At 63.8% G+C, this 23,960-nt stretch carries 24 protein-coding genes; 16 read left to right on the top strand and 8 right to left on the bottom strand.

The genetic code is table 11. From position 1 onward, the window contains the following. Positions 1-145: 145 nt before the first annotated feature. From QN222_RS20715 to QN222_RS20695, 5 genes are all read left to right on the top strand, one after another. The gene (locus tag QN222_RS20715; protein ID WP_283964326.1) at positions 146-1,426 is read left to right on the top strand and encodes an imelysin family protein; all 1,281 of its coding nucleotides are present in this window, start codon (positions 146-148) and stop codon (positions 1,424-1,426) included. A 48-nt stretch (positions 1,427-1,474) separates the two neighbouring features. After that, positions 1,475-3,070 carry a di-heme oxidoredictase family protein gene (locus QN222_RS20710; RefSeq protein WP_283964325.1) on the top strand — a complete coding sequence of 532 codons (1,596 nt, stop codon included), beginning with the start codon at positions 1,475-1,477 and terminating at the stop codon, positions 3,068-3,070. Then, the gene (locus tag QN222_RS20705) at positions 3,070-4,197 is read left to right on the top strand and encodes an imelysin family protein (RefSeq protein WP_283964324.1); all 1,128 of its coding nucleotides are present in this window, start codon (positions 3,070-3,072) and stop codon (positions 4,195-4,197) included. The genes QN222_RS20710 and QN222_RS20705 overlap by 1 nt, the downstream gene beginning before the upstream one ends. A gap of 232 nt (positions 4,198-4,429) precedes the next feature. Beyond that, positions 4,430-5,419 (top strand): magnesium transporter CorA family protein, encoded by a 990-nt coding sequence (locus QN222_RS20700; protein ID WP_283964323.1) that lies wholly within the window; start codon positions 4,430-4,432, stop codon positions 5,417-5,419. A gap of 78 nt (positions 5,420-5,497) precedes the next feature. Beyond that, positions 5,498-6,580, top strand: coding sequence for a DUF1513 domain-containing protein (locus QN222_RS20695; RefSeq protein ID WP_283964322.1), 1,083 nt, complete (start codon positions 5,498-5,500; stop codon positions 6,578-6,580). Positions 6,581-6,594: 14 nt separating this feature from the next. On the opposite strand, the gene QN222_RS20690 is transcribed toward QN222_RS20695, so the two are convergent. After that, the gene (locus tag QN222_RS20690) at positions 6,595-7,149 is read right to left on the bottom strand and encodes a GNAT family N-acetyltransferase (RefSeq protein WP_283964321.1); all 555 of its coding nucleotides are present in this window, start codon (positions 7,147-7,149) and stop codon (positions 6,595-6,597) included. Between the two features lie 227 nt (positions 7,150-7,376). Here QN222_RS20690 and QN222_RS20685 point away from each other — a divergent pair, with 227 nt between their 5' ends. The 4 genes from QN222_RS20685 to QN222_RS20670 all read left to right on the top strand — a co-directional run bounded on the left by QN222_RS20685 (position 7,377) and on the right by QN222_RS20670 (position 11,497). Continuing rightward, positions 7,377-7,829, top strand: a complete 453-nt coding sequence (locus tag QN222_RS20685) for a PaaI family thioesterase (protein WP_180941378.1) — start codon at positions 7,377-7,379, stop codon at positions 7,827-7,829. Next, positions 7,826-8,464 carry a 5'-methylthioadenosine/S-adenosylhomocysteine nucleosidase gene (locus QN222_RS20680; protein WP_283964320.1) on the top strand — a complete coding sequence of 213 codons (639 nt, stop codon included), beginning with the start codon at positions 7,826-7,828 and terminating at the stop codon, positions 8,462-8,464. Before QN222_RS20685 ends, QN222_RS20680 begins: the two co-directional genes overlap by 4 nt. Positions 8,465-8,554: 90 nt before the next feature. Continuing rightward, positions 8,555-10,117 carry a glutamine-hydrolyzing GMP synthase gene (guaA, locus tag QN222_RS20675; protein ID WP_283964319.1) on the top strand — a complete coding sequence of 521 codons (1,563 nt, stop codon included), beginning with the start codon at positions 8,555-8,557 and terminating at the stop codon, positions 10,115-10,117. A gap of 318 nt (positions 10,118-10,435) precedes the next feature. Next, positions 10,436-11,497 (top strand): M14 family metallopeptidase, encoded by a 1,062-nt coding sequence (locus tag QN222_RS20670; protein WP_283964318.1) that lies wholly within the window; start codon positions 10,436-10,438, stop codon positions 11,495-11,497. Between the two features lie 212 nt (positions 11,498-11,709). Here the strand turns inward: QN222_RS20670 and QN222_RS20665 are convergent, their stop codons facing one another. Continuing rightward, entirely contained in the window at positions 11,710-12,180 is a 471-nt protein-coding gene (locus QN222_RS20665; RefSeq protein ID WP_283964317.1) for an Lrp/AsnC family transcriptional regulator, read from the bottom strand. 219 nt (positions 12,181-12,399) lie between these two features. On the opposite strand from QN222_RS20665, the gene tatA reads away from it, so the two are divergent. The 4 genes from tatA to ybaK all read left to right on the top strand — a co-directional run bounded on the left by tatA (position 12,400) and on the right by ybaK (position 15,133). Next, positions 12,400-13,569 carry a tyrosine aminotransferase gene (gene tatA / locus QN222_RS20660; protein ID WP_283964316.1) on the top strand — a complete coding sequence of 390 codons (1,170 nt, stop codon included), beginning with the start codon at positions 12,400-12,402 and terminating at the stop codon, positions 13,567-13,569. 13 nt (positions 13,570-13,582) lie between these two features. After that, positions 13,583-14,218, top strand: a complete 636-nt coding sequence (locus tag QN222_RS20655; RefSeq protein WP_283964315.1) for a YitT family protein — start codon at positions 13,583-13,585, stop codon at positions 14,216-14,218. A gap of 80 nt (positions 14,219-14,298) precedes the next feature. Next, entirely contained in the window at positions 14,299-14,649 is a 351-nt protein-coding gene (locus QN222_RS20650) for an ArsC family reductase (RefSeq protein ID WP_283964314.1), read from the top strand. A gap of 10 nt (positions 14,650-14,659) precedes the next feature. Next, positions 14,660-15,133, top strand: a complete 474-nt coding sequence (ybaK, locus tag QN222_RS20645; protein ID WP_283964313.1) for a Cys-tRNA(Pro) deacylase — start codon at positions 14,660-14,662, stop codon at positions 15,131-15,133. Between the two features lie 10 nt (positions 15,134-15,143). Here the strand turns inward: ybaK and QN222_RS20640 are convergent, their stop codons facing one another. Beyond that, complete coding sequence (locus tag QN222_RS20640) at positions 15,144-15,596, bottom strand: MarR family transcriptional regulator (RefSeq protein ID WP_283964312.1); 453 nt, start codon at positions 15,594-15,596, stop codon at positions 15,144-15,146. An 87-nt stretch (positions 15,597-15,683) separates the two neighbouring features. On the opposite strand from QN222_RS20640, the gene QN222_RS20635 reads away from it, so the two are divergent. Together QN222_RS20635 and QN222_RS20630 are read left to right on the top strand one after the other, a co-directional pair. Further along, complete coding sequence (locus tag QN222_RS20635) at positions 15,684-16,370, top strand: glutathione S-transferase family protein (protein ID WP_283964311.1); 687 nt, start codon at positions 15,684-15,686, stop codon at positions 16,368-16,370. 185 nt (positions 16,371-16,555) lie between these two features. After that, complete coding sequence (locus tag QN222_RS20630; protein ID WP_283964310.1) at positions 16,556-17,812, top strand: aminopeptidase; 1,257 nt, start codon at positions 16,556-16,558, stop codon at positions 17,810-17,812. 213 nt (positions 17,813-18,025) lie between these two features. On the opposite strand, the gene QN222_RS20625 is transcribed toward QN222_RS20630, so the two are convergent. Then, a complete protein-coding gene (locus QN222_RS20625; RefSeq protein WP_283964309.1) occupies positions 18,026-18,901 on the bottom strand; it encodes an EamA family transporter in 876 nt (291 codons plus the stop codon). Between the two features lie 135 nt (positions 18,902-19,036). Here QN222_RS20625 and QN222_RS20620 point away from each other — a divergent pair, with 135 nt between their 5' ends. Beyond that, positions 19,037-19,534 (top strand): MarR family transcriptional regulator, encoded by a 498-nt coding sequence (locus QN222_RS20620; protein WP_283964332.1) that lies wholly within the window; start codon positions 19,037-19,039, stop codon positions 19,532-19,534. Between the two features lie 5 nt (positions 19,535-19,539). Here the strand turns inward: QN222_RS20620 and QN222_RS20615 are convergent, their stop codons facing one another. From QN222_RS20615 to QN222_RS20600, 4 genes are all read right to left on the bottom strand, one after another. After that, the gene (locus QN222_RS20615; RefSeq protein WP_283964308.1) at positions 19,540-20,130 is read right to left on the bottom strand and encodes an NAD(P)H-dependent oxidoreductase; all 591 of its coding nucleotides are present in this window, start codon (positions 20,128-20,130) and stop codon (positions 19,540-19,542) included. 10 nt (positions 20,131-20,140) lie between these two features. Continuing rightward, positions 20,141-21,739, bottom strand: a complete 1,599-nt coding sequence (gene xseA / locus QN222_RS20610) for an exodeoxyribonuclease VII large subunit (protein ID WP_284005576.1) — start codon at positions 21,737-21,739, stop codon at positions 20,141-20,143. Positions 21,740-21,946: 207 nt separating this feature from the next. Further along, the gene (locus QN222_RS20605) at positions 21,947-22,726 is read right to left on the bottom strand and encodes a helix-turn-helix domain-containing protein (RefSeq protein WP_283960669.1); all 780 of its coding nucleotides are present in this window, start codon (positions 22,724-22,726) and stop codon (positions 21,947-21,949) included. 157 nt (positions 22,727-22,883) lie between these two features. Beyond that, entirely contained in the window at positions 22,884-23,870 is a 987-nt protein-coding gene (locus tag QN222_RS20600; RefSeq protein ID WP_283960670.1) for a Gfo/Idh/MocA family oxidoreductase, read from the bottom strand. Between the last annotated feature and the right edge of the window lie 90 nt (positions 23,871-23,960).

The following is a 23,960-nucleotide window of genomic DNA, read 5'->3' as shown; positions in this document are numbered from 1 at the left end:
CCGAGACGTTTGCTCGCCGCCCACTGCAGGTTTCCGAACGGACCCGATTGAAGGGCAGAAACACGCAGCGATGCAAAGTGCTGCAGCGACCTTTGTGCGTCACGTAAAGACGCACGGCGCTGGAGGAGAAGCAAAGGAGAGGGTCGTGACCAAGAATTTCATCCGCGCCGCCGCGCTGGCGCTCATGGCCGCAACGTCGGCGCTGGCCTTGCAACCGGCGAATGCCGCCACCGACGCCGCTCAGGTCGTCAAGCACTACGCCGCCGTTGCACACGCCAAATACGAAGACGCGCTGACGACGGCCGAAGCACTCGACAAGGCGGTCGACGCGCTGATCGCAAGCCCGAGCGAAGAGACCTTGAAGGCCGCGCGTGACGCCTGGCTCAAGGCGCGAAACCCCTATCAGGAGACCGAGGTCTATCGTTTCGGCAATACGATCGTCGACGAATGGGAAGGCAAGGTGAATGCCTGGCCGCTCGACGAGGGTTTGATCGACTATGTCGATACGAGCTACGGCACGGAAAGCGATGAGAACGCTCTTTTCGTTGCCAACGTGATCGCCAACAAGACGACCAAGATCGACGGCAAGGACGTCGACGCGACGAACATCACGCCGGAATTCCTGTCCGGCACACTGCAGGAAGCCGGTGGCATCGAGGCGAACGTCGCAACCGGCTACCACGCGATCGAATTCCTGCTCTGGGGACAGGACCTGAACGGCACCGGCGCGGGCGCCGGCAACCGCTCCCATACCGACTTCGATACCAAGGCCTGCACGAACGGCAACTGCGACCGCCGCGCCGGCTATCTGAAGGCAGCCTCCAGCCTGCTCGTTTCCGATCTCAAGGAGATGGTCTCCAACTGGACACCGGATGGCGCCGCCGCCAAGGCCGTCGAAGCCGACCCAAAGGTCGGTCTCGCCACCATCCTCACCGGCATGGGTTCTCTTTCCTACGGAGAACTCGCCGGCGAGCGCATGAAGCTCGGCCTGCTGCTGCATGACCCGGAAGAAGAGCACGATTGCTTCTCGGACAACACGCACAACTCGCATCTCCATGACGCGATCGGCATCCAGTCCGCCTATACCGGCGAATATACCCGCGTCGACGGCACGAAGCTCACCGGCCCCTCACTTTCCGAACTCGTTGCCGCGAAGGACGCGGCACTGGACAAGGAACTGAAGGACAATCTTGCCGCCACCGTCGAAAAGATGCAGGCGATGGCGAAGCGCGCCGAAACGGTCGAGGCCTATGACCAGATGATCGGCGAAGGCAATGCCGAGGGTAACGCCACCGTCCAGGCCGCCATCGACGGTTTGATCGCGCAAGCGAAGACCGTCGAACGCGTCATCGCGTCGCTCGATCTCGGCACGATCGAGCTTGAAGGTTCCGACAGCCTGGATAATCCTAGCGCCGTCTTCCAATAAGCCGAAAGGCGGGCCGCCTCGAAAAGGGTGCGGCCCGGCCCAAGTCCAATGCATATGACCTCCCGCCTCCTAGCGCTGCCGCTCGCCGCCCTTGGTTTCACCGCAGCGGCGATGAGCGGCGACATAAATCTTGTCGCTAGGGCGGAATCCAACCAGGTTGCAACGGCTGAAGGCGGGGGCGCGGGTGTGGGCTCCCCCCTCTTCCCCGTACGCGAAGATCTTTCCGAGTACGACCGCGCGCGTGTGCTGACCGTCACCCGGCCGACGACGGATTTCTCCAAGGCGGAACAGTTCGAGGCGCTTTCCGCCGGCGCGGCAACGACGATTGCGCCGATCGACCGGCAAATCTTCTCCCAGTTTTCGGCGAACCTGCCCTTCGAGGCCGAACAGAACTTCAAGCTCGGCAAGGCGCTCTTCGAGAAGCTCTGGGTTTCGTCGCCCTCCTCCACGCAAGCCTCCGACGGGCTCGGCCCGCTCTACAACGCCCGTTCCTGCGAGAGCTGTCATCCGCGCGACGGGCGGGGCCATCCCCCGGAAGGCGCGTCCGACTCGACGTCGATGTTCTATCGCCTTGCGCGTGCGCCGCATGACGACGCCGAACGGGAAATGCTCGCCTCCCATGCCGCGCTCAATTTTCCCGATCCCGTCTATGGTGTGCAGCTTCAGGACAGTGCCGTGCCGGGGCTTGCGGCCGAAGGGCGCGTAACGATCACCTACAGGGACGAGCAGGTGAGCTTTGCGGACGGCGAGACGGTTTCCCTGCGGAAGCCCCATTATACGGTCGCCGACCTCGGCTATGGCCCGCTCGATCCGACAACGACGCTCTCACCGCGCGTCGCTTCGCCGATGATCGGTCTCGGACTGATCGAGGCGATCCACGAGGCCGACATTTTCGCGCACGCGGATCCTGAGGACCGCGACGGGGACGGTATCAGCGGGCGGCCTGCGCTGATCCGCGGCGCCGCGACCGGAGACATGATGCTTGGCCGTTTCGGCTGGAAGGCACAAAGCACGACGCTCGGCCGACAGGCCGCCGACGCTTTCGCCATCGACATCGGCCTATCCAGTCCGGGCAACGACCGCAGCCACGGTGATTGCACCGAGGCGCAGACGGAATGCCTGGCGCTTCCGACCGGCGTTCAGGAACGGCTCGGCCCGGTCGAAGCGCCCGATCCGGTGCTTGGCCTCGTCGCCTTCTATGCCTCCAACCTCGCCGTGCCCGCCCGCCGCAAGGCGAGCTTCCCCGAAACCTTGCGGGGCAAGCGGCTCTTCTACCAATCCGGCTGCGCGGCGTGCCATGCGCCGAAATTCGTGACCCGGCGCGATGCGCCGCACAAGGAACAGGCGTTCCAGTTGATCTGGCCCTACTCGGATTTCCTGCTGCACGATATGGGCGAGGGTCTTGCCGACGGCCAGCAAGTCGGCGTCGCCGATGGCCGCGAGTGGCGCACGCCACCGCTCTGGGGGATCGGACTGACACACACCGTCAGCGGCCACACCTTCTTCCTTCACGACGGCCGCGCCCGTAATCTTACCGAGGCCATCCTTTGGCACGGCGGTGAAGCGGAAAAGGCGCGCAACGCCTTCGCCGCCTTGCCGAAGGACGACCGAAAAGCACTGATCACATTCCTGGAGTCACTCTGATGCGCCCGAGCCTTCCCCTTACCCTGGCCGTCATCCTGTTCGCGGCGATCGCAACCCCGACGGCCGCGCAGGAAGGTGGAGCGCTTTCGCCGCGTGTCGTCGACGAGGCCGCCGTGCCGGGCGTCATGGCAAAAGCCGTGGACGGCTTCATCATCCCCGGCTATCGCGGCCTCGCGGAGGCGACGGTCGGCCTCGCGGAAACGAGCGCTGCGCTTTGCAAGGCACCTTCGGCAGCGGCGCTCGAGGCCGCCCGCTCAGCCTTTTCGGGCGTCGTGCAGAGCTGGTCGGCGATCGAGATCATCCGCCTCGGCCCAGCCCTCGAACAGAACCGCTTCGAACGCTTCCTCTTTTATCCCGACCGCAAGAGCACCGGCCTGAAGCAGGTGCAGGCGATTCTCGCCAAGAAAGACGAACGCGCAACGCACGCCGAGAGCCTCAAGACGAAAAGCGTCGCTGTCCAGGGCCTCGGCGCGCTCGAATACGTACTCTACGGCACCGGGGCAGAAACGCTTGCAGGGAATGACGGGGCCTTTCGCTGCCACTACGGCGTCGCGATATCGGAGAACCTGAGGCAGATCGCCGGCGAGATCCTCGCCGAATGGGAAAGGCCGGAGGGAATCCAAGCCGCCTGGAGGAATCCGGGTCCGGACAATCCGCTCTTCCGCGACAGCAAGGAAGCCGCAACCGAACTCCTCGGCATCCTTGTCCATAGCGTTGAGATGGTGAAGGACCAGCGGCTGCGGCCGTTCTACCCCGGCACCGTCGACGGAAAGTCCGACAAGGGACATCCACGGCTCGCCATCTATTGGCGCTCGGTCAATACGATGCCATCCATTTCCGCGAATCTGCGGGCTCTGCAGAAGCTCTTCAATACGGCCGGCATGGAAAGCCTGCTTCCAGCCGACAGCCGCTCGATCGCCGGCTCGATCAATTTCCTTTTCAAGGCGCTGATCCGCGCGGCGGACCGCATCGAGGGACCGATCGATGCGGCGCTTGCGGACGAGAACCAGCGCGCCGCCCTCGACTTCATCACGCTCAACACAGCCGATCTCCTCGATCGGTTCAACCGCGAATTCGGCGGCGCAATCGGCCTTGGCGCCGGCTTTTCCTTTGCCGACGGCGATTGACATGGCAGGTTGACACGGCAACGTGAAGGGGCGCCGCCGCCCGGCGGTTGACAAGGCGCTCTTTTGGGCGCAAAGCGCAATTCGTGTCCGCATTTCGCGGGCATGTTTCACCTACCAAGGATCAACCGGAATGAACCCCGACAGTCGAAGTCGAGCCTTCACGCTCACGGCCGTCCGGTCCTGATTGATCAGGGCTTCAGGCGGTCGGATGACTCGCCCCATGGAGCCCCACATGCTGCGCATCTACAAAAGCCAGAACAACCATCTCGCGCTTTTCGATATCCTCAACAGCCTGGCTTCGCCCGAGCCGGTGATCTGGTTCGACCTCTTCAATCCTTCCGCCGAGGAAACGCGGCTGGTCGAAGACAAGTTGGCGATCGCCATTCCGACACGCGACGAGATGCAGGAAATCGAGCTTTCCGACCGCCTCTACCAGGAGGACGGCGCGGAATTCATGACGATGACCGCCGCAGCCAAACTCGACAGTGACTATCCGGCAAAAGTGCCGGTGACGTTCATTCTCAAGGGAACCTGTCTCGTCACGGTGCGTCATGCCGATCCGAAGCCGTTCCAGGTCTATGCCAACCGGATCCAGAAGCCGAACGGAGCTGCGTGCGACACCGGCGAGCTGGTGATGCTGGGGTTGCTCGAGGCGATGATCGACCGCACCGCGGATGCGCTGGAGCGCGCCGGCAACGAGGTCGACGCGATCTCGCGCGAGGTCTTCCGCAAGTCGAACGCCAGCGCCACCAAGAAAACGCGCGACCTGCAGTCCCTGATCGAGCAGATCGGCCAAAAAGGCGACCTCTTGACGATCATCCGTGAAAGTCTGGTCAGCGTCGGCAGGCTCGTCGCCTACCACGTTGCGACCGAGGGAAACAGTCAGCGCAAGGCAGCCAAGGAGAGCCGGCAGCGGATCAAGCTGATCCAGCGCGACGCAGCCTCGCTCGGCGATCACGCGCTGTTCCTGTCGAACAAGATCAATTTCCTGCTCGACGCGACGCTCGGCCTCATCAATCTCGAACAGAACCAGATCATCAAGATCTTCTCGGTCGCAGCGGTCGTGTTCCTGCCGCCGACGCTGGTCGCCTCGGTCTACGGCATGAATTTCGACGTCATGCCGGAGTTGAAATGGCAGCTCGGCTACCCCTACGCCCTATCGATGATGGTGCTGTCGGCGCTGTTGCCCTTTCTCTATTTCAAGCGCCGTGGCTGGCTCTGAGACGATAATCTGCTAAACCCAATCGAGACCGGCGGCGGGCATCGCCGCCGTCATCGTCCCGTTTACGGCAAGACGCGCATGACCGCGAAAACACTTATCGATCGACGCAGCTTCGTCACAATGGCGGGCGCTGCCTGGATGGCGACGCTAACCCCGCGTGGCGCTTTCGCGCTTGACAGAGCGGATGCCGTCTTCGCCTCGGCCTTCATGGCGCCGGACGGCAGCTATGGCGTCGCGACCCTCACGGACGAGGGCGAAATCATCGACCGGACGCTGCTGCCGGCGCGGGCGCACGGCATGGCCTTCTCAACGGAAAGCCGCCGGGCCGTCGCCTTTGCCCGCCGGCCGGGCACATACGCGATGATCCTTTCGGCCGATGGTGCTGCCGAACCCGTCGTGATTACAGCCGCCGAAGGCCGCCACTTCTTCGGCCACGGCTGCTTTTCCGCCGACGGGCGCCTGCTCTATGCGACCGAGAACGACTTTTCCGCCAATCGCGGCATGATCGGCATTTACGACGGCACGAGGGGATTTGCCCGGATCGGCGAATTTCCGACCTACGGCATCGGGCCGCATGACATGACGCTTGCGGCCGACCGGCGGACGCTCGCGATCGCCAATGGCGGCATCGAGACCCATCCGGACTTCGGCCGCACCAAGCTCAATCTCGACCATATGGAGCCGAGTCTGACGCTGGTCGACACCGTCACGGGTGCACTCATCGAAAAGCATGTGCTGCCCAATGATCTTAGTCGGCTATCGATACGCCATCTCGACATCGGGAACGACGGAAAGATCTGGTTCGCCTGCCAATATGAAGGGCCGCGCAACGACCTGCCGCCGCTCGTCGGGCATTTCTCGCGCGGTGAGGACCTTGCCTTTGTCACCCTTCCCGAGCGAACGACCGAGGCGCTCGCCAACTATGTCGGCGCGATCGCCGTCAATCGTCGCGAAGGGCTCGTCGGACTGACATCGCCGAAGGGCAATGTCGCCGTCACGCTCGATGCCCGTACGGGCGCCGTCTTGAATGAAGAATTCGTCGCGGAGGCCGCAGGCGTCGCTGCGTCCGCGCAGGGCTTCGCCGTCTCCTCCTACGACGGGCGCTTCGAGGAGCGCAAAAGCGCCGTTGCCTGGGACCAGCATATTGTCCGGATAGGGTAGAAGCGCCGCCGACGTCACATCGCGGCATTTCCGGCGCCTGAGAGCATTGCGAGATCGTCCCAGCGGTAGGCGACCTGATCATAGCTTTCCCGACCGACGCTGACACGCCCTCGCCCGACGACACGCGCCCCGAGCCGTTCATAGAAAACGCGGTTTGGATTGCCCGCCAGCACCCAGGCGAAGAGCGACGAAGCGCCCGCATCGCGGCAATGCGTTGCAACCGTGCGTACGAGCGCGGAGCCGATGCCGGCGCCCTGGAACTCTTCCAGCAGGTAGAGCGTGTAGAGCTCGCGGTCGAAGGCCGGCGGCATCCCTCGTGCTTGCCCGTAGCTCGCCAGGCCGATCACCGTCTTCGTGACCATATCGGCCGCGACCATATGGAAAACGCCCGCGGCGCGCATTCGGCGCGCGTGCCGGATCGCCTGATCCTCGACCGTCATCGCATCGAGATACGCGTCGGAGATGATGCCCCGAAACGTCGACCGCCAGGTTTCGACGAGCACAGATGCCATCATCAGGACATCGTCGGGGTCGGCCGGCCGGATTTCAATGCGTCTGATGTTCCTCATCGTAGATATATAAGGATCAGCCGGGTTTCGCGAAAGCAAGCGCGCACTGCAATTGGCGCATATTTCGCCCGGATGTGGATGTGGTTCGTATTGCCGTCTGTCGGGCCGATGGCCTCCCAGCGCGTCGATTTTCCGCCTCGCCCGCGCTTGTCCTCATTCCGCGCGCATGCCACTGTCGGCCCGACGCGGGCGGACGGTCCCCCGCCTCGGAAAGGCTTTTTCCATTGATTGACGACAGCGAGCTGCAGGATTTCCGCACCCGTATCCGGGAAAGCTTCGACCGCCAGGCGGCGATGCACACGATCGGCGCGGAGCTGACGCGCATCGAGCAGGGGACGGTCGAGATCGAACTGCCCTTCGATCCCAAGCTGACGCAGCAGCACGGCCTGCTGCATGCCGGCGTGATTTCCGCCGCGCTCGATGCCGCCGGGACCTATGCCGCCTATTCCGTCATCGACCCCGACGCGTCGTTGCTGACCATCGAGTTCAAGGTGAACCTGCTTTCGCCCGGCCGCGGCGACCGTTTCCTGTTTCGCGGCGAGGTGACGAAGCCCGGCACGACCATCATCGTTTCAGACGGGCGGGCCTATGCCATCCGGCCGGACGGGCCGGCCAAGCTGATCGCCTCGATGACGGGGACGATGATGGTGGTGCGCGGACGCGAGGGGATCGAGGGATGAGCTTTGAACTGAAGCCCGTGGCGGGCAAGACGATCCTCTACGTGATGGCGGTCGATGCGGAATACGGGCCGAGCCTGCGTGCCCGGATTGCGCCGCTGATGACCGGGGTCGGCCCGATCGAAGCCGCCGTCACATTGACGAGGGCGCTCGCCAGGCTCGATGCCAGCAGCAGCCTGCCCAATCTCGTCGTTTCGCTTGGCTCGGCGGGATCCGCCACACTCGAACAGACCGAAGTCTACCAGGCGACGTCGGTCGGCTATCGCGACATGGACGCGTCCGCGCTCGGTTTCGAGAAGGGCGCAACACCGTTCCTCGATCTTCCCGCGGTTGTCAAACTGCCGCTGCGCATCCCGGGCGTAAAGGAGGCGCGGCTTTCGACCGGCGCCAACATCGTCTCCGGCAAGGCCTATGACGGCATCGACGCCGATATGGTCGAGATGGAAACCTTCGCGGACCTGCGCGCCTGCCAGTCCTTCGGCCTGCCGCTGATCGGCCTGCGCGGCATTTCGGACGGCAAGGCGGAGTTGAAGCACGTCGACGACTGGATGGAGTATCTGCACGTCATCGACGAGAAGCTGGCGGCGACGGTCGACCGGCTCGAAGCAGCGATAGAAGCCGGTGAAATCAGGCTCTGAAAGTCCTAAATTGTCGGGGTGCAATGTAATCGTTGCGCCAAAGGCGGGCTTTCATTAAAGGCTCGCCATGATCAAGCTTGAAGGCCCGCCATGACTGAGACAGCCCATCCCGACACCGTCCTCATCATCGATTTCGGCAGCCAGGTGACCCAGCTCATCGCCCGGCGCGTACGCGAATCCGGCGTCTATTGCGAAATCGTGCCGTTCCAGTCGGCCGAGGAGGGCTTCAAGCGCCTGAAGCCGAAGGCGGTGATCCTGTCCGGCAGCCCGGCCTCGACGCTTGAGATCGGCTCGCCCCGTGCGCCCTCGGTCATCTTCGACAGCGGTCTGCCGGTCTTCGGCATCTGCTATGGCCAGCAAACCATATGCGCCCAGCTCGGCGGCAAGGTGGAAGGAGGGCATCACCGCGAATTCGGCCGCGCTTTCCTGGAAGTCGAGAAGGAATGCGCGCTTTTCGACGGTCTGTGGCCGGTCGGCTCCCGCCATCAGGTCTGGATGTCGCATGGCGATCGCGTCACGGCGATCCCGGAAGGCTTCGAGGTGGTCGCGACCTCGTCGAACGCGCCCTTCGCCTTCATCGCCGATGAGAAGCGCAAATATTATGCGGTGCAGTTCCACCCGGAAGTGGTCCACACGCCGGACGGTGCCAAGCTGATCGCAAACTTCGTGCACAAGATCGCCGGCATCAAGAGCGACTGGACGATGTCCGCCTATCGCGCCAAGGCGGTCGAGGCGATCCGCGAACAGGTCGGCGACAAGAAGGTGATCTGTGCGCTTTCCGGAGGCGTCGATTCCTCCGTCGCAGCCCTGCTCATCCATGAAGCCGTCGGCGACCAGCTCACCTGCATCCTCGTCGACCATGGCCTGATGCGGAAGGACGAGGCGGCGAACGTCGTCGCCATGTTCCAGGAACACTACAACCTCCACCTTCTCCACATCGACGCCTCCGACCGCTTCATCGGCGAACTGGAGGGCGTCAGCGATCCGGAGACCAAGCGCAAGATCATCGGCCGCCTCTTCATCGAGGTCTTCGAGGAAGAAGCAAAGAAGCTCGGCGGCGCCGACTTCCTCGCGCAGGGCACGCTTTATCCGGACGTGATCGAAAGCGTTTCCTTCACCGGCGGCCCATCGGTGACGATCAAGTCGCACCACAATGTCGGCGGCCTGCCGGAGCGCATGAACATGCAGTTGGTCGAGCCGCTGCGCGAACTTTTCAAGGACGAGGTGCGCGTGCTCGGCCGCGAGCTCGGCCTGCCCGACAGCTTCATCGGCCGCCATCCCTTCCCCGGACCCGGCCTTGCGATCCGCTGCCCCGGTGGCATCACCCGCGAGAAGCTTGAAATCCTGCGCGAGGCCGACGCGATCTATCTCGACGAGATCCGCAAGGCGGGTCTCTACGACGCCATCTGGCAGGCCTTCGCCGTGCTCCTGCCGGTGCAGACGGTCGGCGTCATGGGCGACGGTCGTACCTACGAATTCGTCTGTGCGCTCCGCGCCGTCACCTCGGTCGACGGCATGACAGCGGACTTCTACCACTACGACATGGAATTCCTCGGCCGCGCCGCAACGCGGATCATCAACGAGGTCCGCGGCATCAACCGCGTCGTCTACGACGTGACCTCGAAGCCGCCGGGCACGATCGAGTGGGAATAAAACTGCTCTCAACGGAGCATCGATGAGCCAGCACCTGTCGCGTCGCGCGCCAGACATTTCAGCGTCCGACTAACGGAAGCGGCTCGGTGAGTTGCGCCCGGCGTGCTACCGCGCCTTGCGCGATGCACCATGCACGAGGTTGTCCTGGTGCATGGCCTCTACGGCCCGGGACGTCGTCGCCATCTTCATCGTCGGCAGCTCACGAGCTGAAGCGCCGCACGCGATTCATTCGCATCGGCTTTAGCTTGCGCTGACCTTTTCAAAGTCCCATAAACCGCTCGGACGGATCGCCTGTTGCATTATCGAGGGACAGCAAAATTGGAAATTTCCGAAATCATCATCGCCGGCGATACGCCGGGCGTCGAATGGCGGATGCCGGTCTTCCGGTTCAAAGGGACGAAACCGGAAGCACCGCGGACCTATATCCAGGCGGCGCTCCACGCCAACGAGCTGCCGGGCACGGCGCTCTTGCATTTCCTTTTGGAGAAGCTGCGCCGGGCGGATGCCGACGGCGCAATCCTCGGCGATATCACTGTCGTTCCGCAAGCAAACCCGATCGGTTCGGCGCAGTCGCACTTCGGCGAGTTGCAAGGTCGCTTCGATCTCGGCTCGCGCACCAATTTCAACCGTGATTTCCCGCTGATTTCCATTGGCGAACGCGACACCCTTCTCGAAGACCTTGACCGGTATTCGGCGACCGACAGGTTGAAGCGGCAACTGCTCCATATGGCGCTTGGTGCCGAGCTGGTGCTCGACCTCCATTGCGACGACGAGGGCCTGCAATACGCCTATATCGACGAGGCTTTCTGGCCGGAAGCAACGGACCTCGCCGCGGCGCTCGACATGAAAGCCGTGTTTCTCTCCGACGGCGAAAGCTCCGCTTTCGAGGAAGCGGTTGGCTACGCCTGGAAAAACGAGGCCGACGGCCGGAAGAGGACCACCCTGCCCGGCCGGCTCTCCGTAACCGTCGAACTGCGCGGCACGCGCGACGTCTGCCCGGAAACTGCCCGGAATGATGCCGACGGCGTCTGGCAGTTTCTTCTCGCCCGCGGCGTGGTGGCCGGGTCGCGCGCCGATCTTCCGGCCTTTGCGGGCAAGGCCGTGCCGCTCGACAACATCGAGATGATCCGCGCGCCCGCAGCTGGCGCGATCCTGTTCCATCGCGATATCGGCGAAAGCGTGAAGTCCGGAGACCTGCTCGCGACGATCCTCGCCAAGCCCGGCATGCCGGACGGCGTGGTGGAGGTGAGAGCTCCGCAGGACGGGCTGATTGTCACCCGGGTCTCCACCCGCCTCGCGCGCCGCCGGTCGGACCTGATGAAGATCGCCTGCGCGGGACCCTCGAGCGCAGTCCGCAAGCCCGGCACGCTGGAGGCGTAACCCTCTGAAATGACCCCTCATCCGGCCTGCCGGCCACCTTCTCCCCGCAAGCGGGGCGAAGGAGACTCGCAGCAACGCCCCCCGCTCCCCAAATCCCCATTCTCCGCCGCCGTGGAGGAGTGGACTGAGCGGCCGCCGCAAGTCCCTTCGCCCCGCTTGCGGGGAGAAGGTGCCGGCAGGCGGATGAGGGGCCGTTGAGCTACTTTTACCGTCTACAGCGCGACACCCGCCTTCATCTTCGGACTGTCGAGAAGAATCGTCGAGCGGAGCGTCTTGATTTCGGCGATCTGTTCGAACTCGCTCCAGAGCAGACGCTTGTAGTCCGCAACATCGCGCACGGCGATCTTCAGCAGAAAATCGAAATCGCCGGCAACGGTATGGCATTCGACCACCTCCGGCATGCGCGAGACCAACTCGATGAAACGCTGTCCCACCTTGCTCGCGGTGCGCTCAAGCGTCACCTCGACAAAGGCCTGGAAGCCGATGCCGGTGGCCCGCGGATCCACAACGACCGTCTGGCGGACGACGCCTGCCGAATAGAGGCGCGCCAACCGCCGCGACAGTGGCGCCGGCGAGAGACCGACCTTTTGCGCCAGTTCGTTGTTGCTTCTCGATGCGTCCTCGACGAGCAGGCGGATGATCCGCCGGTCGATCGCATCCAGCTCCATTTTTCCGCGCTCCATCGCGAATTCGCTCCAACCTACAAATGCGCAAACTCGAAGCGAATATTGTGCTCTTCACGCAAATACATGTAAACCTTCTTCGGTCCATCCGCAAATGCAGCATCGAATTTGCGTTCGAACTGTCTTAGACAGGTTACAAACAAGTCGCGCATGCGGCTTGCCTTTCCGCCTGCCCAAACCGACTATTCCTCGATTGTTAGCACCAGAGGGACCCCTGGCATGTTCGATGCTCTCGCCCGTCAACCCGACGACCCGTTGCTGGCCCTGATCGGCCTCTACCGAAAGGACGACCGCCCCGGCAAGGTCGACCTTGGCGTTGGAGTCTACCGCGACGAGACCGGCCATACGCCGATCTTCCGAGCCGTGAAGGCGGCGGAGAAGCGGCTGCTCGAAACCCAGGACACCAAAGCCTATGTCGGGCCCGAAGGGGACCACGTGTTCCTGGACCATCTCTGGACGCTCGTCGGCGGCGACACGGTCGAGCGGAGCCATATCGCAAGCGTGCAGACGCCTGGTGGTTCGGGCGCGCTCAGGCTCGCGGCCGACCTTATCCACCGCGTCGGCGGCCGCCGGATCTGGCTCGGCCTGCCAAGCTGGCCGAACCATGCGGCGATCTTCAAGGCGGTGGGCCTCGAAACCGCAAGCTACGACTTCTTCGACATTCCGTCGCAGACAGTGCTCTTCGACAATGTCGTCAGCGCGCTCGAGGGTGCGGCGGCCGGTGACGCCGTGCTGCTGCATGCAAGCTGCCACAACCCGACCGGCGGCGCGCTGACGGAACCGCAATGGCTGGAAATCGCTGCGCTCGTCGCGGAGCGCGGCCTCTTGCCGTTGGTCGATCTCGCCTACCAGGGCTTCGGCCGCGGCCTCAACGAGGACGTTGCCGGCCTGAGGCATCTCATCGGCGTCGTTCCCGAAGCGCTCGTCGCCGTTTCCTGCTCGAAATCCTTCGGTCTCTACCGAGAGCGCACTGGCGCCATCTACGCAGTCACCGCCTCGCCGAACTCCGCGGACACCGTGCGGTCGAATCTCGCCGGGCTCGCCCGCACCAGCTATTCCATGCCGCCGGATCATGGCGCTGCCGTCGTGCGCACGATCCTCGCCGACAAGGAGCTCGCTCGCGACTGGGCGGAGGAACTCGAGGCGATGCGCCAGCGCATGACCGGCATCCGCCGGGCGCTTGCGGAAGGACTGAGAACCCGCTGGCAGGCGCTCGGCGCGATCGCCGGTCAGGAGGGTATGTTCTCGATGCTGCCGCTCTCGGAAGCGGAGGTGCTGCGGCTCAGAAGCGATCACGGCATCTACATGCCGACATCGGGCCGCATCAACATCGCCGGGCTGAAGACGGCGGAAGTCGCCAGCGTCGTCCGCAATTTCACGGGCCTCTGACGGAAACAGCAGGATGAAGGTCGACGGAGAGGCCCGCATTGCCGCTGCGCCCGCCGAGCGCCACAGGCTCTATGAGGATGCACTTGCTATCCTTACCGGCACGCTCGTCGTCTCGCTGGGCGTGGTGATCTATAGCAAGGCGATGCTTTTGACCGGCAGCACCGCCGGGCTCGCGCTGCTTCTGCAATACGCAACCGGCGCGGATTTCTGGCTGGTCTTCTCGCTCGTGAACCTGCCCTTTTACGTTCTTGCCGTCCGGCGGCTCGGCTGGCCGTTCGCGTTGCGCACCTTCCTCGCCGTCAGCCTGGTCGCGCTGTTTTCCCGGCTGACGGCGCAATGGGTGGAGTTCGCGCGGATTGATCCGGTCTACGCTGCCGTTGTCGGCGGCGGGTTGATGGGGATGGGCCTGCTCGTTCTCTTCCGGCACCGCACCGGCCTCGGCGGCATCAACATCCTGGCGATCTATCTGCAGGAGAAATGGGGAATCCGCGCCGGCTATTTCCAGCTTGCCGTCGATCTGGCGATCCTCGCCGCCGCCTTCTTCGTGCTGCCGCCGGCGAACCTCGTGCTCTCGATCCTTGGCGCTTGCGTCGTCAACATGATCCTCGCGATCAACCACAAGCCCGGCCGTTACGTCGGCATAACCTGAAGCGGCCGCTCCGGGCTTTCCTCCGGGCCAGTGCGCCGCTATGTGTTGCCTGCATTGGCGGAGACGGGGAGAGATTCGGGATGGCGGTTACGATCTACGGCATCAAGAACTGCGACACGATGAAGAAGGCACGCAGTTGGCTCGAAGGCCGCGGCATCGCTTACAAGTTCCATGACTACAAGCAAGAAGGGATCGACCGTGCGCTTCTTCAGCGCTGGTGCGACGAATTCGGCTGGGAAACCGTGCTCAATCGCGCGGGCACGACCTTCCGCAATCTGCCGGGGGCGGACAAGCAGGACATAACGGCCAACAAGGCGATCGAACTCATGCTCAAGCAGCCGTCGATGATCAAGCGCCCGGTGCTCGATGCCGACGGCAAGCTCATGATCGGCTTCAAGCCGGAGCTCTACGAAGCCCGGTTCGGCGCGTAAGAGGCCGGGGATGTCCAAGACGACCCGCGCCACGCAGACGCTCGCCAAAGCCGGCGTTTCCTTCACCGTGCACAGCTACGACTACGATCCCGGCGCCGAGCGCGTCGGCCTGCAGGCGGCCGAGGCGCTTGGGGAGGATCCTTCCCGCGTATTGAAGACTCTGATGGCCGAGGTGGATGGCAAGCCGGTCTGCTGCATCGTGCCTTCCGACAGAGAAGTCAGCATGAAGAAACTGGCTGCCGCCTTCGGTGGCAAGTCGGCCAACATGATGAAGCCCGCCGACGCCGAGCGCCTGACCGGTTACCATGTCGGCGGCATCAGCCCCTTCGGCCAGAAGAAGATCGTGCCGACCGCGATCGAGGAAGCAGCGCTGGTTGAGACGCTGGTCTATATCAACGGCGGCCAGCGGGGACTGCAGGTACGGCTCCGGCCGAACGATGCGCAGGCGGCACTGAAAGCGATCGCCGCCCCGCTGATAGCCTGATCCGGCCGTCTCAGGTCAGGCGCGAAAGCAATTCGGCGAGCTTGCCTGCCTCAGGCTCGCCGAGCTTCGCGCCGACGTGCCTTTCGATCGATCGCGCATAGGTTTGCCACATGCGCGCCCGCATCTGGCAGCCCGCTTCGGTCACGACGACCCAGCAGCCTCGTGCGTCCTCGTCGAAGGCCTCCCGGCGCACCAGGCCCTCCTTTTCCAGCCGATCGATCAGGCGCGAAAGATTGTATTGCGCAAGCAGCGTGCGGGCCTCGATCTCGAATGGCCTGAGCCTGCCGGCTTCGGCGCGCACCAGCTCCCAAAGCACGTCGTACCAGCCGAGCGGAGGCAGGCCCGCCTCTTTAAAATCCTTCTCGATCGCCGAGAGCACCCGCCGCTGCGCCCGCATGAGAGCGACCCATGCCCGCGTGGTCGCCAATGTCGGCGCGTAGCCTGCTGATTTTTCATCTTTCATAGATGCAATTACATCTATCTTGACGGATTTTGCAAGTCGATATATATGCAATTGCATCTACATTACCCAAAGCAGGGAGAAATATCGATGACCGCGCCACTGACCCTGATCAGCCACCACCTCTGCCCATACGTCCAGCGCGCTGCGATCGCGCTCGCCGAAAAAGGCGTGCCGTTCGAACGCGTCTATATCGATCTCGCCAACAAGCCGGAGTGGTTCCTGAAAATCTCGCCGCTCGGCAAGGTACCCCTGCTCCGCGTTCCTCAGGACGGCGGAGAAGCGATCCTCTTCGAAAGCACGGTGATCTGCGAATATCTCGAAGAGACCCAGCCGGGAGCGAAACTGCACCCCTCCGATCCGCTGACGCGGGCGCGCCATCGTGGCTGGATGGAGTTCGGCTCGGCGATTCTTTCCGATCTCTGGATCTATGAAACGACCCAGGATGCCGAAGTGCTCGAAACCAGGCGCGGCGTGCTCAAGACGAAATTCGCGACCGTCGAAGCAGAGCTCGGCGATGGCCCCTATTTTGCGGGCGCGGATTTCAGCCTGGTCGATGCCGTCTTCGCGCCGATCTTCCGCTATTTCGACCTGTTCGACACGATCTCGGACATGGGCATCTTCGACGGCCTGCCGCGGGTCAGAGCCTGGCGGAAGGCACTTGCGGCACGGGCAAGCGTGAAAGCCGCGGTGACGGAAGACTATCCTGAGCGATTGATGGCGTTTCTCAAGAAGCACGAGGCCGCGCTTCTTCGCTCCCAGCGCGCCGCCGCATGACACGGGGGCTACATCGCAAAGGCCTTCTGTTTTCGGCTGAACCGGTCTAAAACGGACGCGCCGCCCGACCGCGCGCGCCCAGATGGGCGCAGCGGCGACGGCACCGTAAGCCAGGCATGCGCTCGCTTCCACCGGCAACCGCCGTTGACCTCAGGAAACGGCGCGAGAGGACAGCAGGAGCCGCGATGAACGCCCCCCTTCAATCCGCAAGGAATCCCGTCGATCCCGTAAAACTCGAAAAGCTCGCGGAGGTCGCCGTCAAGGTCGGCCTACAGTTGCAGAGGGGCCAGGACCTGGTGGTGACCTCACCGATCGCGGCGCTGCCGCTCGTCCGCCTCATCACGAAGCATGCCTATATCGCCGGCGCTGGTCTGGTGACGACGTTCTATTCGGATGAGGAGACAACGCTCGCCCGTTACGCCCATGCGCCGGACGAGAGTTTCGACCGCGCGAGCGACTGGCTCTACGAAGGCATGGCGAAAGCCTATGCCGGCGGCGCCGCGCGGCTGGCTGTTGCCGGCGACAACCCGATGATGCTTTCGGCCCAGGACCCGGCAAAGGTCGCGCGCGCCAACAAGGCGAACTCGATCGCCTACAAGCCGGCGCTCGAAAAGATCTCAAACTTCGACATCAACTGGAACATCGTCTCCTATCCGAATCCGTCCTGGGCAAAGCAGATGTTTCCGGACGATCCGGAGACGGTCGCCGTCGAGAAGCTGGCAAACGCTATTTTCGCCGCCTCACGGGTCGACGTCGACGACCCGATCGCCGCCTGGAAGGAGCACAACACCAACCTCAGCAGGCGCTCGGCATGGCTGAACGGCGAGCGCTTCGCCGCGCTGCATTTCACCGGCCCGGGGACCGACCTGACCGTCGGGCTGGCGGATGGCCACGAATGGCACGGCGGCGCCTCGACCGCCAAGAACGGCATTACCTGCAACCCGAACATCCCGACCGAAGAAGTGTTCACGACGCCGCATGCGCTGCGCGTCGAAGGCCACGTGTCGAGCACGAAGCCGCTATCGCACCAGGGCACGTTGATCGACGATATCCAGGTGCGCTTCGAAGGCGGCCGGATCGTCGAGGCCAAGGCCTCGCGCGGCGAGGAAGTGCTGAAGAAGGTTCTCGATACCGACGAGGGCGCGCGCCGCCTCGGCGAAGTGGCGCTGGTGCCGCATTCCTCGCCGATCTCGGCAAGCGGCATCCTCTTCTACAATACCCTTTTTGATGAAAACGCCTCCTGCCACATTGCGCTTGGCCAATGCTACTCGAAGTGCTTCCTCGATGGCGCCAACCTCAGCCAGGAACAGATCCGCGCACAGGGCGGCAATTCGAGCCTGATCCACATCGACTGGATGATCGGCTCGGGCAAGGTGGATATCGACGGTGTACGGGCGGACGGCAGCCGCGTGCCGGTCATGCGGAAGGGCGAGTGGGCCTGATCCGTTTCGACCTGCAGCGCCGCGCGTTATCAGACGCGCAAAGGACACTGTGGCACTTTGAATTGCTGCATGTTCTCATCCTTAAATCGGCTACGATTTAAGGAAACATGCAATAGCAGGCCCGCCCCCTCATCCGGCCTGCCGGCCACCTTCTCCCCGCAAGCGGGGCGAAGGAGACTCGCTGCGCCGCCCAGATCTCCCTCTCCTCGCCTGCTACGCTCGGACGGGAGCGGCACGGCGCGGCATTTGTGCCTGCTGACTCATCCAGACGCTCGCGAAGACGACGGCGATGCCGATCAGTTGCACCGGCGTGAGCTGCTGATCGAGCACGCCCCAGCCGAGCAGGATCGCTGTGACGGGGCTTAAGAAACCGAGCGGCGAGACTTGCGCCGGCTCCAGACGTGAGAGCCCGCGAAGCCAGAGAACGTAAGTGAAGGCGGCACCGATGAGGCCGAGATAGGCGAAACCCGCGAGGTTCGCCGTGGTGAGCGGCGGCAAGGCGGGCTCCAGCAGGAGCGCGACCGGCACCAGCAGCAGGCCGCCGGCGGTCAATTGCCAGGCGGTGAAGGTGAGCGGCGAGACCGGCGGTGCCCAGTGACGGCTGAGCACGGTGCCGAAGGCCATGGAGACGGCCCCCGCCATACCGGCGAAAACACCTACCGGATCCAGCGCTGCGTTTGGCGTCAGCACGAGCAGCGCCACGCCTGCCATGCCGGCCACGCCTGCGCCGACGCTGAGCGCCCGGATCGGCGAGCCGAGAACGATCCGCGACAGCACGATGACAATCAGCGGCTGAATGGCGCCGACCGTTGCGGCGACGCCGCCGGGGAGGCGATAGGCGGAGACGAAGAGCATGGCCCAGAAGAACGAGAAGTTGAGTGCCCCCAGCAGAAAGCTGCGCAGCCACCAGATCCCCTTCGGCATTTGCCGGACGAGGAGCAGCAGAAGAAGCCCCGCCGGCAGAGCCCTCAACATCGCGACGGTGAGCGGATAGCCGGGGGGCAGGAATTCCGTCGTGACCAGATAGGTGCTGCCCCAGATCGCCGGTGCTACCGCCGTGAGGCCGATGTCGAAGTTGCGCGCGCTCATGTCTTTATCTCAAGTATCTTTACGTCAAGAGATATGCATTCTAACCGCATTTGTCTTGACGTCAAGATATCTGAGGATTAGAGCGGACATGACGGCGTGGAACGGTTCGGCGCTGCCTCGCTGTTGCGGATCGATATGGAAGAGCCAGACAAGGACCATGTGGACAAGATCCTGGCGCAGTGGCGCCGGGAGCGGCCGGAACTGGACGTTTCGGCGATGGGCCTTCTCGGTCGCCTCGGACGGCTGAGGGCCCATATCGCCCGCGAACAGGAAACGGTCTTCGCCAAATATGAGCTGACATCGGCGAGCTTCGACGTGCTGGCGACGCTTCGGCGCTCCGGCCCGCCTTTTCAGCTTTCGCCCGGGGAATTACTTGCCGCAACGATGGTCACCTCGGGCACCATGACCAACCGTATCGACCAGCTTGAGAAGGCCGGCCTCGTCGAGCGACTCGACAATCCCGAAGACCGGCGCGGGGTGATCATCGCCCTGACGCCGGAGGGGAGAAAACGCATCGACGCGGCGGTGACGGCCCATGTCGCCAACCAGCAGCGCCTGGTTGCGGATCTGCGGCCCGAGGAGCGGGAAACGCTCGACGTGCTGCTCCGGAAGTTCCTGGCGACGTTTGAATGAGTTGATCAGATCCGGCCCAGCAGAGCGCGCACGCGCTCAATATGGCGCTTACGCTTCGCCTCCGTCGCCCGGTCCATGTCGTGCAGGCTGATCATGCGGAAGTCGAGACCCTTGGCGCAGAAGGCGGCGATGCCGCGCCTGAGCAGCCGCCGTACCGGGTTGCCCATGTAGAGATGCACGACCCACCACGGTGAACCCGTGCTGGTCAGCGCCCAGAACAGCCTGATGTTGTCGAGCCGCGGGACGATGCGACCGCCTGCCTCATCATGATCGAAGGCCACGCCGGGCGCGAAGACCCGGTCGAAAAAGCCCTTGAGGATCGCCGGAAAATTGAACCACCACTGCGGAAAGACGAGCACGAGTCCATCGGCGGATTGCAATCGACCAATCCACGAGGCTGCCGTCGAAGAGTCGTAGCGATCGGAGAAATAGCTGGCGCGCTCTTTCGCACTCAGCCGAGGATCGAAATCCTCGCGATAAAGATCGAGCAGATCGACCGCATGCCCATTCGCTTCCAGGGTTTCCTTGGCTGTCCGCGCGACGCTCGCCGCAAAGCTGTCTTCGATGGGATGGGCGAGCACGATCAGGATGCGCATCGTGCCTTCCCTAAAACAGGCTGCCCTGCTTGGGCGGTCCCGAAGCCGGCTCCGGCGACCGTGACGGACGTTTTTTCGGCTCTTGCGGCGACGGGGGCGCACCGCCCTCGCCTGCGACCGCCGACACGCTGCCATCCGCGAATTCCAGGGAAAGCGCCATGCCGGGCGCGACCGTCGCCGCCTGTTTCACCGGCTGGCCCGCCGCATCGCGCACGAGTGCGAAGCCGCGCTTGAGCACATTGCGATAAGACAGCGATTGCAGCACCCTATCCTGCGCGGTGAGCACGCCCTTGAGCCTGCGCATTTCGCCGGCGATAGCAGCATCAGACCGTGCGCGAAGGCCCGCGACGCGATCCGAGGCACGGTGGATCTGTCCGATGAGCCGCGACGGCAGGGCGCGAAGCGAGGCGTCGGCGGCGGAGACGCGCGACTGGCCGCGATGGACCTCACGCTCGACGATCCGCTCGGCACGGTTCATCGCCTCCGAGAGGCGCCGCCGGCGATCGCTGATCCGCGTCGTCAGCAGATCCGAGCGGAGATGCGCACCTATCCGCTCGAAGGCACGGCGCTTGTTGGCGGTATTCATTTGCAAGCCGCGGCCAAGGCCGGCCGACGCCTCATCGAAACGGCGTCGGGGCAGAGCCAGCAGCTGATCGAGCGAAGGCAGAGCCCGGGAAAGCGAACGCACCGCCTGCCGGCGGTTCTCCATCTGCCGTACCGCGGCCGCCTTCAGCCGTGCCGACAGCGCCGACACCTCCGCCTCGAGGTCGGCTTTCACCGGTACGGCCATTTCGGCGGCGCCGGTCGGCGTCGGCGCCCGCTGGTCGGCGGCATAGTCGATCAGGGTCCAGTCCGTCTCATGGCCGACGGCCGAGATCAGCGGAATATCGGATGCAGCGGCCGCACGCACGACGGCCTCGTCGTTGAAGCTCCAGAGGTCCTCAAGGCTCCCGCCGCCGCGGGCGACGATCAGCACGTCCGGCCGTGGAATGGGCCCGCCGATTTCGAACGCATTGAAGCCTTGAATGGCGGCTGCCACTTCCTCGCCCGATCCGTCGCCCTGCACACGCACCGGCCAGACGACGACATGAACCGGGAAACGATCGGCAATGCGGTGGAGAATATCGCGGATGACGGCGCCGGTCGGCGAGGTCACCACGCCGATCACCTTGGGCATGAAGGGCAGCGGCCGTTTGCGCCCGGCATCGAACAGACCCTCGGCTGCGAGCTTGCGCTTGCGTTCCTCAAGCAGCGCCATCAACGCGCCGGCGCCGGCCGGCTCCAGCGATTCGATGACGATCTGATATTTGGACGAACCGGGGAAGGTCGTGACTTTGCCTGTCGCGATGACCTCCATCCCCTCTTCCGGGCGGAACTTCAGCCGCGAAAACGCGCTTTTCCAGATCACCGCGTCGATGCGGGCGCGATCATCCTTCAGCGAAAAATAGGCGTGACCCGACGAGTGCGGACCGCGATAACCGGAGATCTCGCCGCGCACCCGAACCTGGTCGAACGCCTGCTCGACCGTGCGCTTGATCGAGCCGGAAAGCTCCGAGACCGAATATTCGGCGAGATTGGACGGCGCAGGAGAATCGAAGAACGAGTTCATGCGCCCTTTGTAACCGACAGCGCCGCGAAGATCAGCAGCCGCACGCTGCCTTTCTACCGTTTTTCTGCCAATTGCGGCTCAGTCCGCGACCTGCGGTAGAATATTTGCCTTGAAGCGGAAGAGTTTCACGCCCGTCCCGGCCGTAACCGGCAATGGCTCGAGGAAGCCCGTCGCGGTCAACAAATCCGTCCTCGCTGCCGCCAACCATCAAACCGGATGTTCGAAGAAGCGCCGCGTCGCGTCGTCGGCCGGGAAGAAGGATTCGATCAGCACGCCTTCGACGAGCGCGTCCTGAGTCGAGCCGAAGGTCGAAAGCGTGGTGATGAAGCGTAGTTCAGCCGCGCCGACGCGCAGTTCGATCGGCAGCACCGGCAGCCGGTCGGTGTCGGGATAGTTGTCGATTGCCCGGGCGACTGCCGGATCGAGGACGAGACGTTCCAGCCGCCTTTGCAGCGGGCTGCGTGGCCCCTGCAGCCATGCCTCCATGCGGACGCGCTGGACCAGGTCCGCGGCAGCCGCCTCCCAGTTGATGACGAGCGCGCGGATGTTCTCCGATCCGAGGAAGGCGTCGAGGAAGTTCTGGCCGGGGTTGACGGGAACCTTCGTGGCTTCCGCAAGTGCGGCAAAGGCGGGAGTCGTGAGCAGCACGGTGTATTCATGGTCAAAGACGAGACCGGGATAGGGAGCATGGCGCTCGAGCATCAGCCGGATCGCGCTTGCGACGGCGGAAGGCATGGCGTCGAGCCCGCGAGCCGGACGCGTCGTCATCCGCGGCCGGTAGCCTGCGGCGGTAAAGAGCGAGCCCTGATCCCGGGCCGGGATATCGAGCACCGACGCCAGCCGCAGGATCATCCCTTCGGACGGTTTCGAGCGTCCGGTTTCCAGGAACGAAAGATGGCGCGCGGAAATTCCCGCGGCAACGGCGAGATCGAGCTGGCTCATGCGGCGGTGCCCGCGCCATTCCTTCAGGTGACGACCGAACTCCATTAACCTTTCCTCCGTTGCGCCGGCAGATTGGTCCGACGGAAGCGCAAAATCCATTACCTCGGAGGTAACCGGTCTGATGTTGACCAGTTGCAGGAGAACGCTTCCAACAAATGGCCCGCGCGAGGCGGGCCATCATTCGCCGGCTAATGCTATGGATTCAGACCGTCTCCCAGCCATCCTTTTCGCTCGCCCGGTAGATGGCATCGATGAGCTTCTGATTGAGGCGTGAGTTCTCGAGCGTCACCACTTCTTCCGGCTGGCCGGTTGAGGCGCGCGAGAATGCCTCGGCCTCGAGCTTGTACTGGCGCGCATCCTGGAAACGGAAGAGCTGCGACTGGCCGTGGTTCTGGCTGGTGAGCTCCACTTCCTCGCGGCCGTAGCGGTCCGCATTGAAGGGCGACTTCACCTCGATGTAGCCCTTGTCGCCGTGAAAGACCATGACCTGGCGGGCGGCAAGCTGGGTCGAGATGTAGAAGCTCAGCTCGAAATCACCGAAATCGGCGCGCACGCTCGAATAGATGTCCGTGCCGAATTCCGGGTCGCGATCGGTATCGGCCTGGACGCGAACCGGCTCCTTGCCGGTCACGAATCGGGTCGTGATCGTCGGATAGACGCCGATATCCGGCAGGCCCCCGCCTCCGAGTTCGGGGACGTTGCGCATGTTGCCGGGATCGCGATTGTAATAGGTAAACGCCCCTTGCACATGCCTGAGCTTGCCGATCGCCCCTTCCGCAAGCAGCGAGCGTACCTTCCGCCACACCGGGCTGTAGGTCACCATGAAGGCTTCCGAAACCAGCACCTTGTTGCGGTCGCGCGCCGCAATCAGCGCATCGATCTCCTCCGCCTTGAGCGCGATCGGCTTCTCGCAGAGCACGTGCTTGCCGGCATCGGCGGCCTTGATCGTCCAATCCACGTGCTGCGAGGTCGGCAGCGGAATATAGACGGCATCGATCACGTCGGATGCCAGCATTTCCTCATAGGATCCAAACGCATGCGGCACGGAGAAACGATCGGCCATCGCTCTCGCCTTGGCGAAATCGCGGCTGGCGATCGCCGAGACCACGCAGTTTTCCGCATCCTGAATGGCAGGCACGACGAGTTCGCGGCCGATCTTGGCCGTCGACAGAATTCCGAAACGCAGCATGGCTAGTCTCCTTCTTGGCTGCGCCGACACTAGAGCATCCTGCTTTCGAGTGGAATTACCGAAAGCAGAAGAGATGCTCTAGATTCCAGA

This window comes from Sinorhizobium sp. 6-70 (genome assembly GCF_030124375.1).
GTDB lineage: Bacteria > Pseudomonadota > Alphaproteobacteria > Rhizobiales > Rhizobiaceae > Sinorhizobium.
Note: the sequence above shows the minus strand (reverse complement) of the source record. Positions and strands in the feature narration are given on the sequence as shown.

Bases quoted from the DNA above. Each gene is read 5' to 3' on its own strand.
- QN222_RS20650 (WP_283964314.1), top strand. From the start codon at position 14,299: ATGGCGGTTACGATCTACGGCATCAAGAACTGCGACACGATGAAGAAG.
- ybaK (WP_283964313.1), top strand. From the start codon at position 14,660: ATGTCCAAGACGACCCGCGCCACGCAGACGCTCGCCAAAGCCGGCGTT.
- QN222_RS20635 (WP_283964311.1), top strand. From the start codon at position 15,684: ATGACCGCGCCACTGACCCTGATCAGCCACCACCTCTGCCCATACGTC.
- QN222_RS20665 (WP_283964317.1), bottom strand. From the start codon at position 12,180: ATGGAGCGCGGAAAAATGGAGCTGGATGCGATCGACCGGCGGATCATC.
- QN222_RS20710 (WP_283964325.1), top strand. From the start codon at position 1,475: ATGCATATGACCTCCCGCCTCCTAGCGCTGCCGCTCGCCGCCCTTGGT.
- QN222_RS20625 (WP_283964309.1), bottom strand. From the start codon at position 18,901: ATGAGCGCGCGCAACTTCGACATCGGCCTCACGGCGGTAGCACCGGCG.
- QN222_RS20615 (WP_283964308.1), bottom strand. From the start codon at position 20,130: ATGCGCATCCTGATCGTGCTCGCCCATCCCATCGAAGACAGCTTTGCG.
- QN222_RS20690 (WP_283964321.1), bottom strand. From the start codon at position 7,149: ATGAGGAACATCAGACGCATTGAAATCCGGCCGGCCGACCCCGACGAT.
- QN222_RS20600 (WP_283960670.1), bottom strand. From the start codon at position 23,870: ATGCTGCGTTTCGGAATTCTGTCGACGGCCAAGATCGGCCGCGAACTC.
- guaA (WP_283964319.1), top strand. From the start codon at position 8,555: ATGACTGAGACAGCCCATCCCGACACCGTCCTCATCATCGATTTCGGC.
- QN222_RS20700 (WP_283964323.1), top strand. From the start codon at position 4,430: ATGCTGCGCATCTACAAAAGCCAGAACAACCATCTCGCGCTTTTCGAT.
- QN222_RS20630 (WP_283964310.1), top strand. From the start codon at position 16,556: ATGAACGCCCCCCTTCAATCCGCAAGGAATCCCGTCGATCCCGTAAAA.
- QN222_RS20695 (WP_283964322.1), top strand. From the start codon at position 5,498: ATGACCGCGAAAACACTTATCGATCGACGCAGCTTCGTCACAATGGCG.
- tatA (WP_283964316.1), top strand. From the start codon at position 12,400: ATGTTCGATGCTCTCGCCCGTCAACCCGACGACCCGTTGCTGGCCCTG.
- QN222_RS20620 (WP_283964332.1), top strand. From the start codon at position 19,037: ATGGAAGAGCCAGACAAGGACCATGTGGACAAGATCCTGGCGCAGTGG.
- QN222_RS20605 (WP_283960669.1), bottom strand. From the start codon at position 22,726: ATGGAGTTCGGTCGTCACCTGAAGGAATGGCGCGGGCACCGCCGCATG.
- QN222_RS20680 (WP_283964320.1), top strand. From the start codon at position 7,826: ATGAGCTTTGAACTGAAGCCCGTGGCGGGCAAGACGATCCTCTACGTG.
- xseA (WP_284005576.1), bottom strand. From the start codon at position 21,739: ATGAACTCGTTCTTCGATTCTCCTGCGCCGTCCAATCTCGCCGAATAT.
- QN222_RS20705 (WP_283964324.1), top strand. From the start codon at position 3,070: ATGCGCCCGAGCCTTCCCCTTACCCTGGCCGTCATCCTGTTCGCGGCG.
- QN222_RS20655 (WP_283964315.1), top strand. From the start codon at position 13,583: ATGAAGGTCGACGGAGAGGCCCGCATTGCCGCTGCGCCCGCCGAGCGC.
- QN222_RS20640 (WP_283964312.1), bottom strand. From the start codon at position 15,596: ATGAAAGATGAAAAATCAGCAGGCTACGCGCCGACATTGGCGACCACG.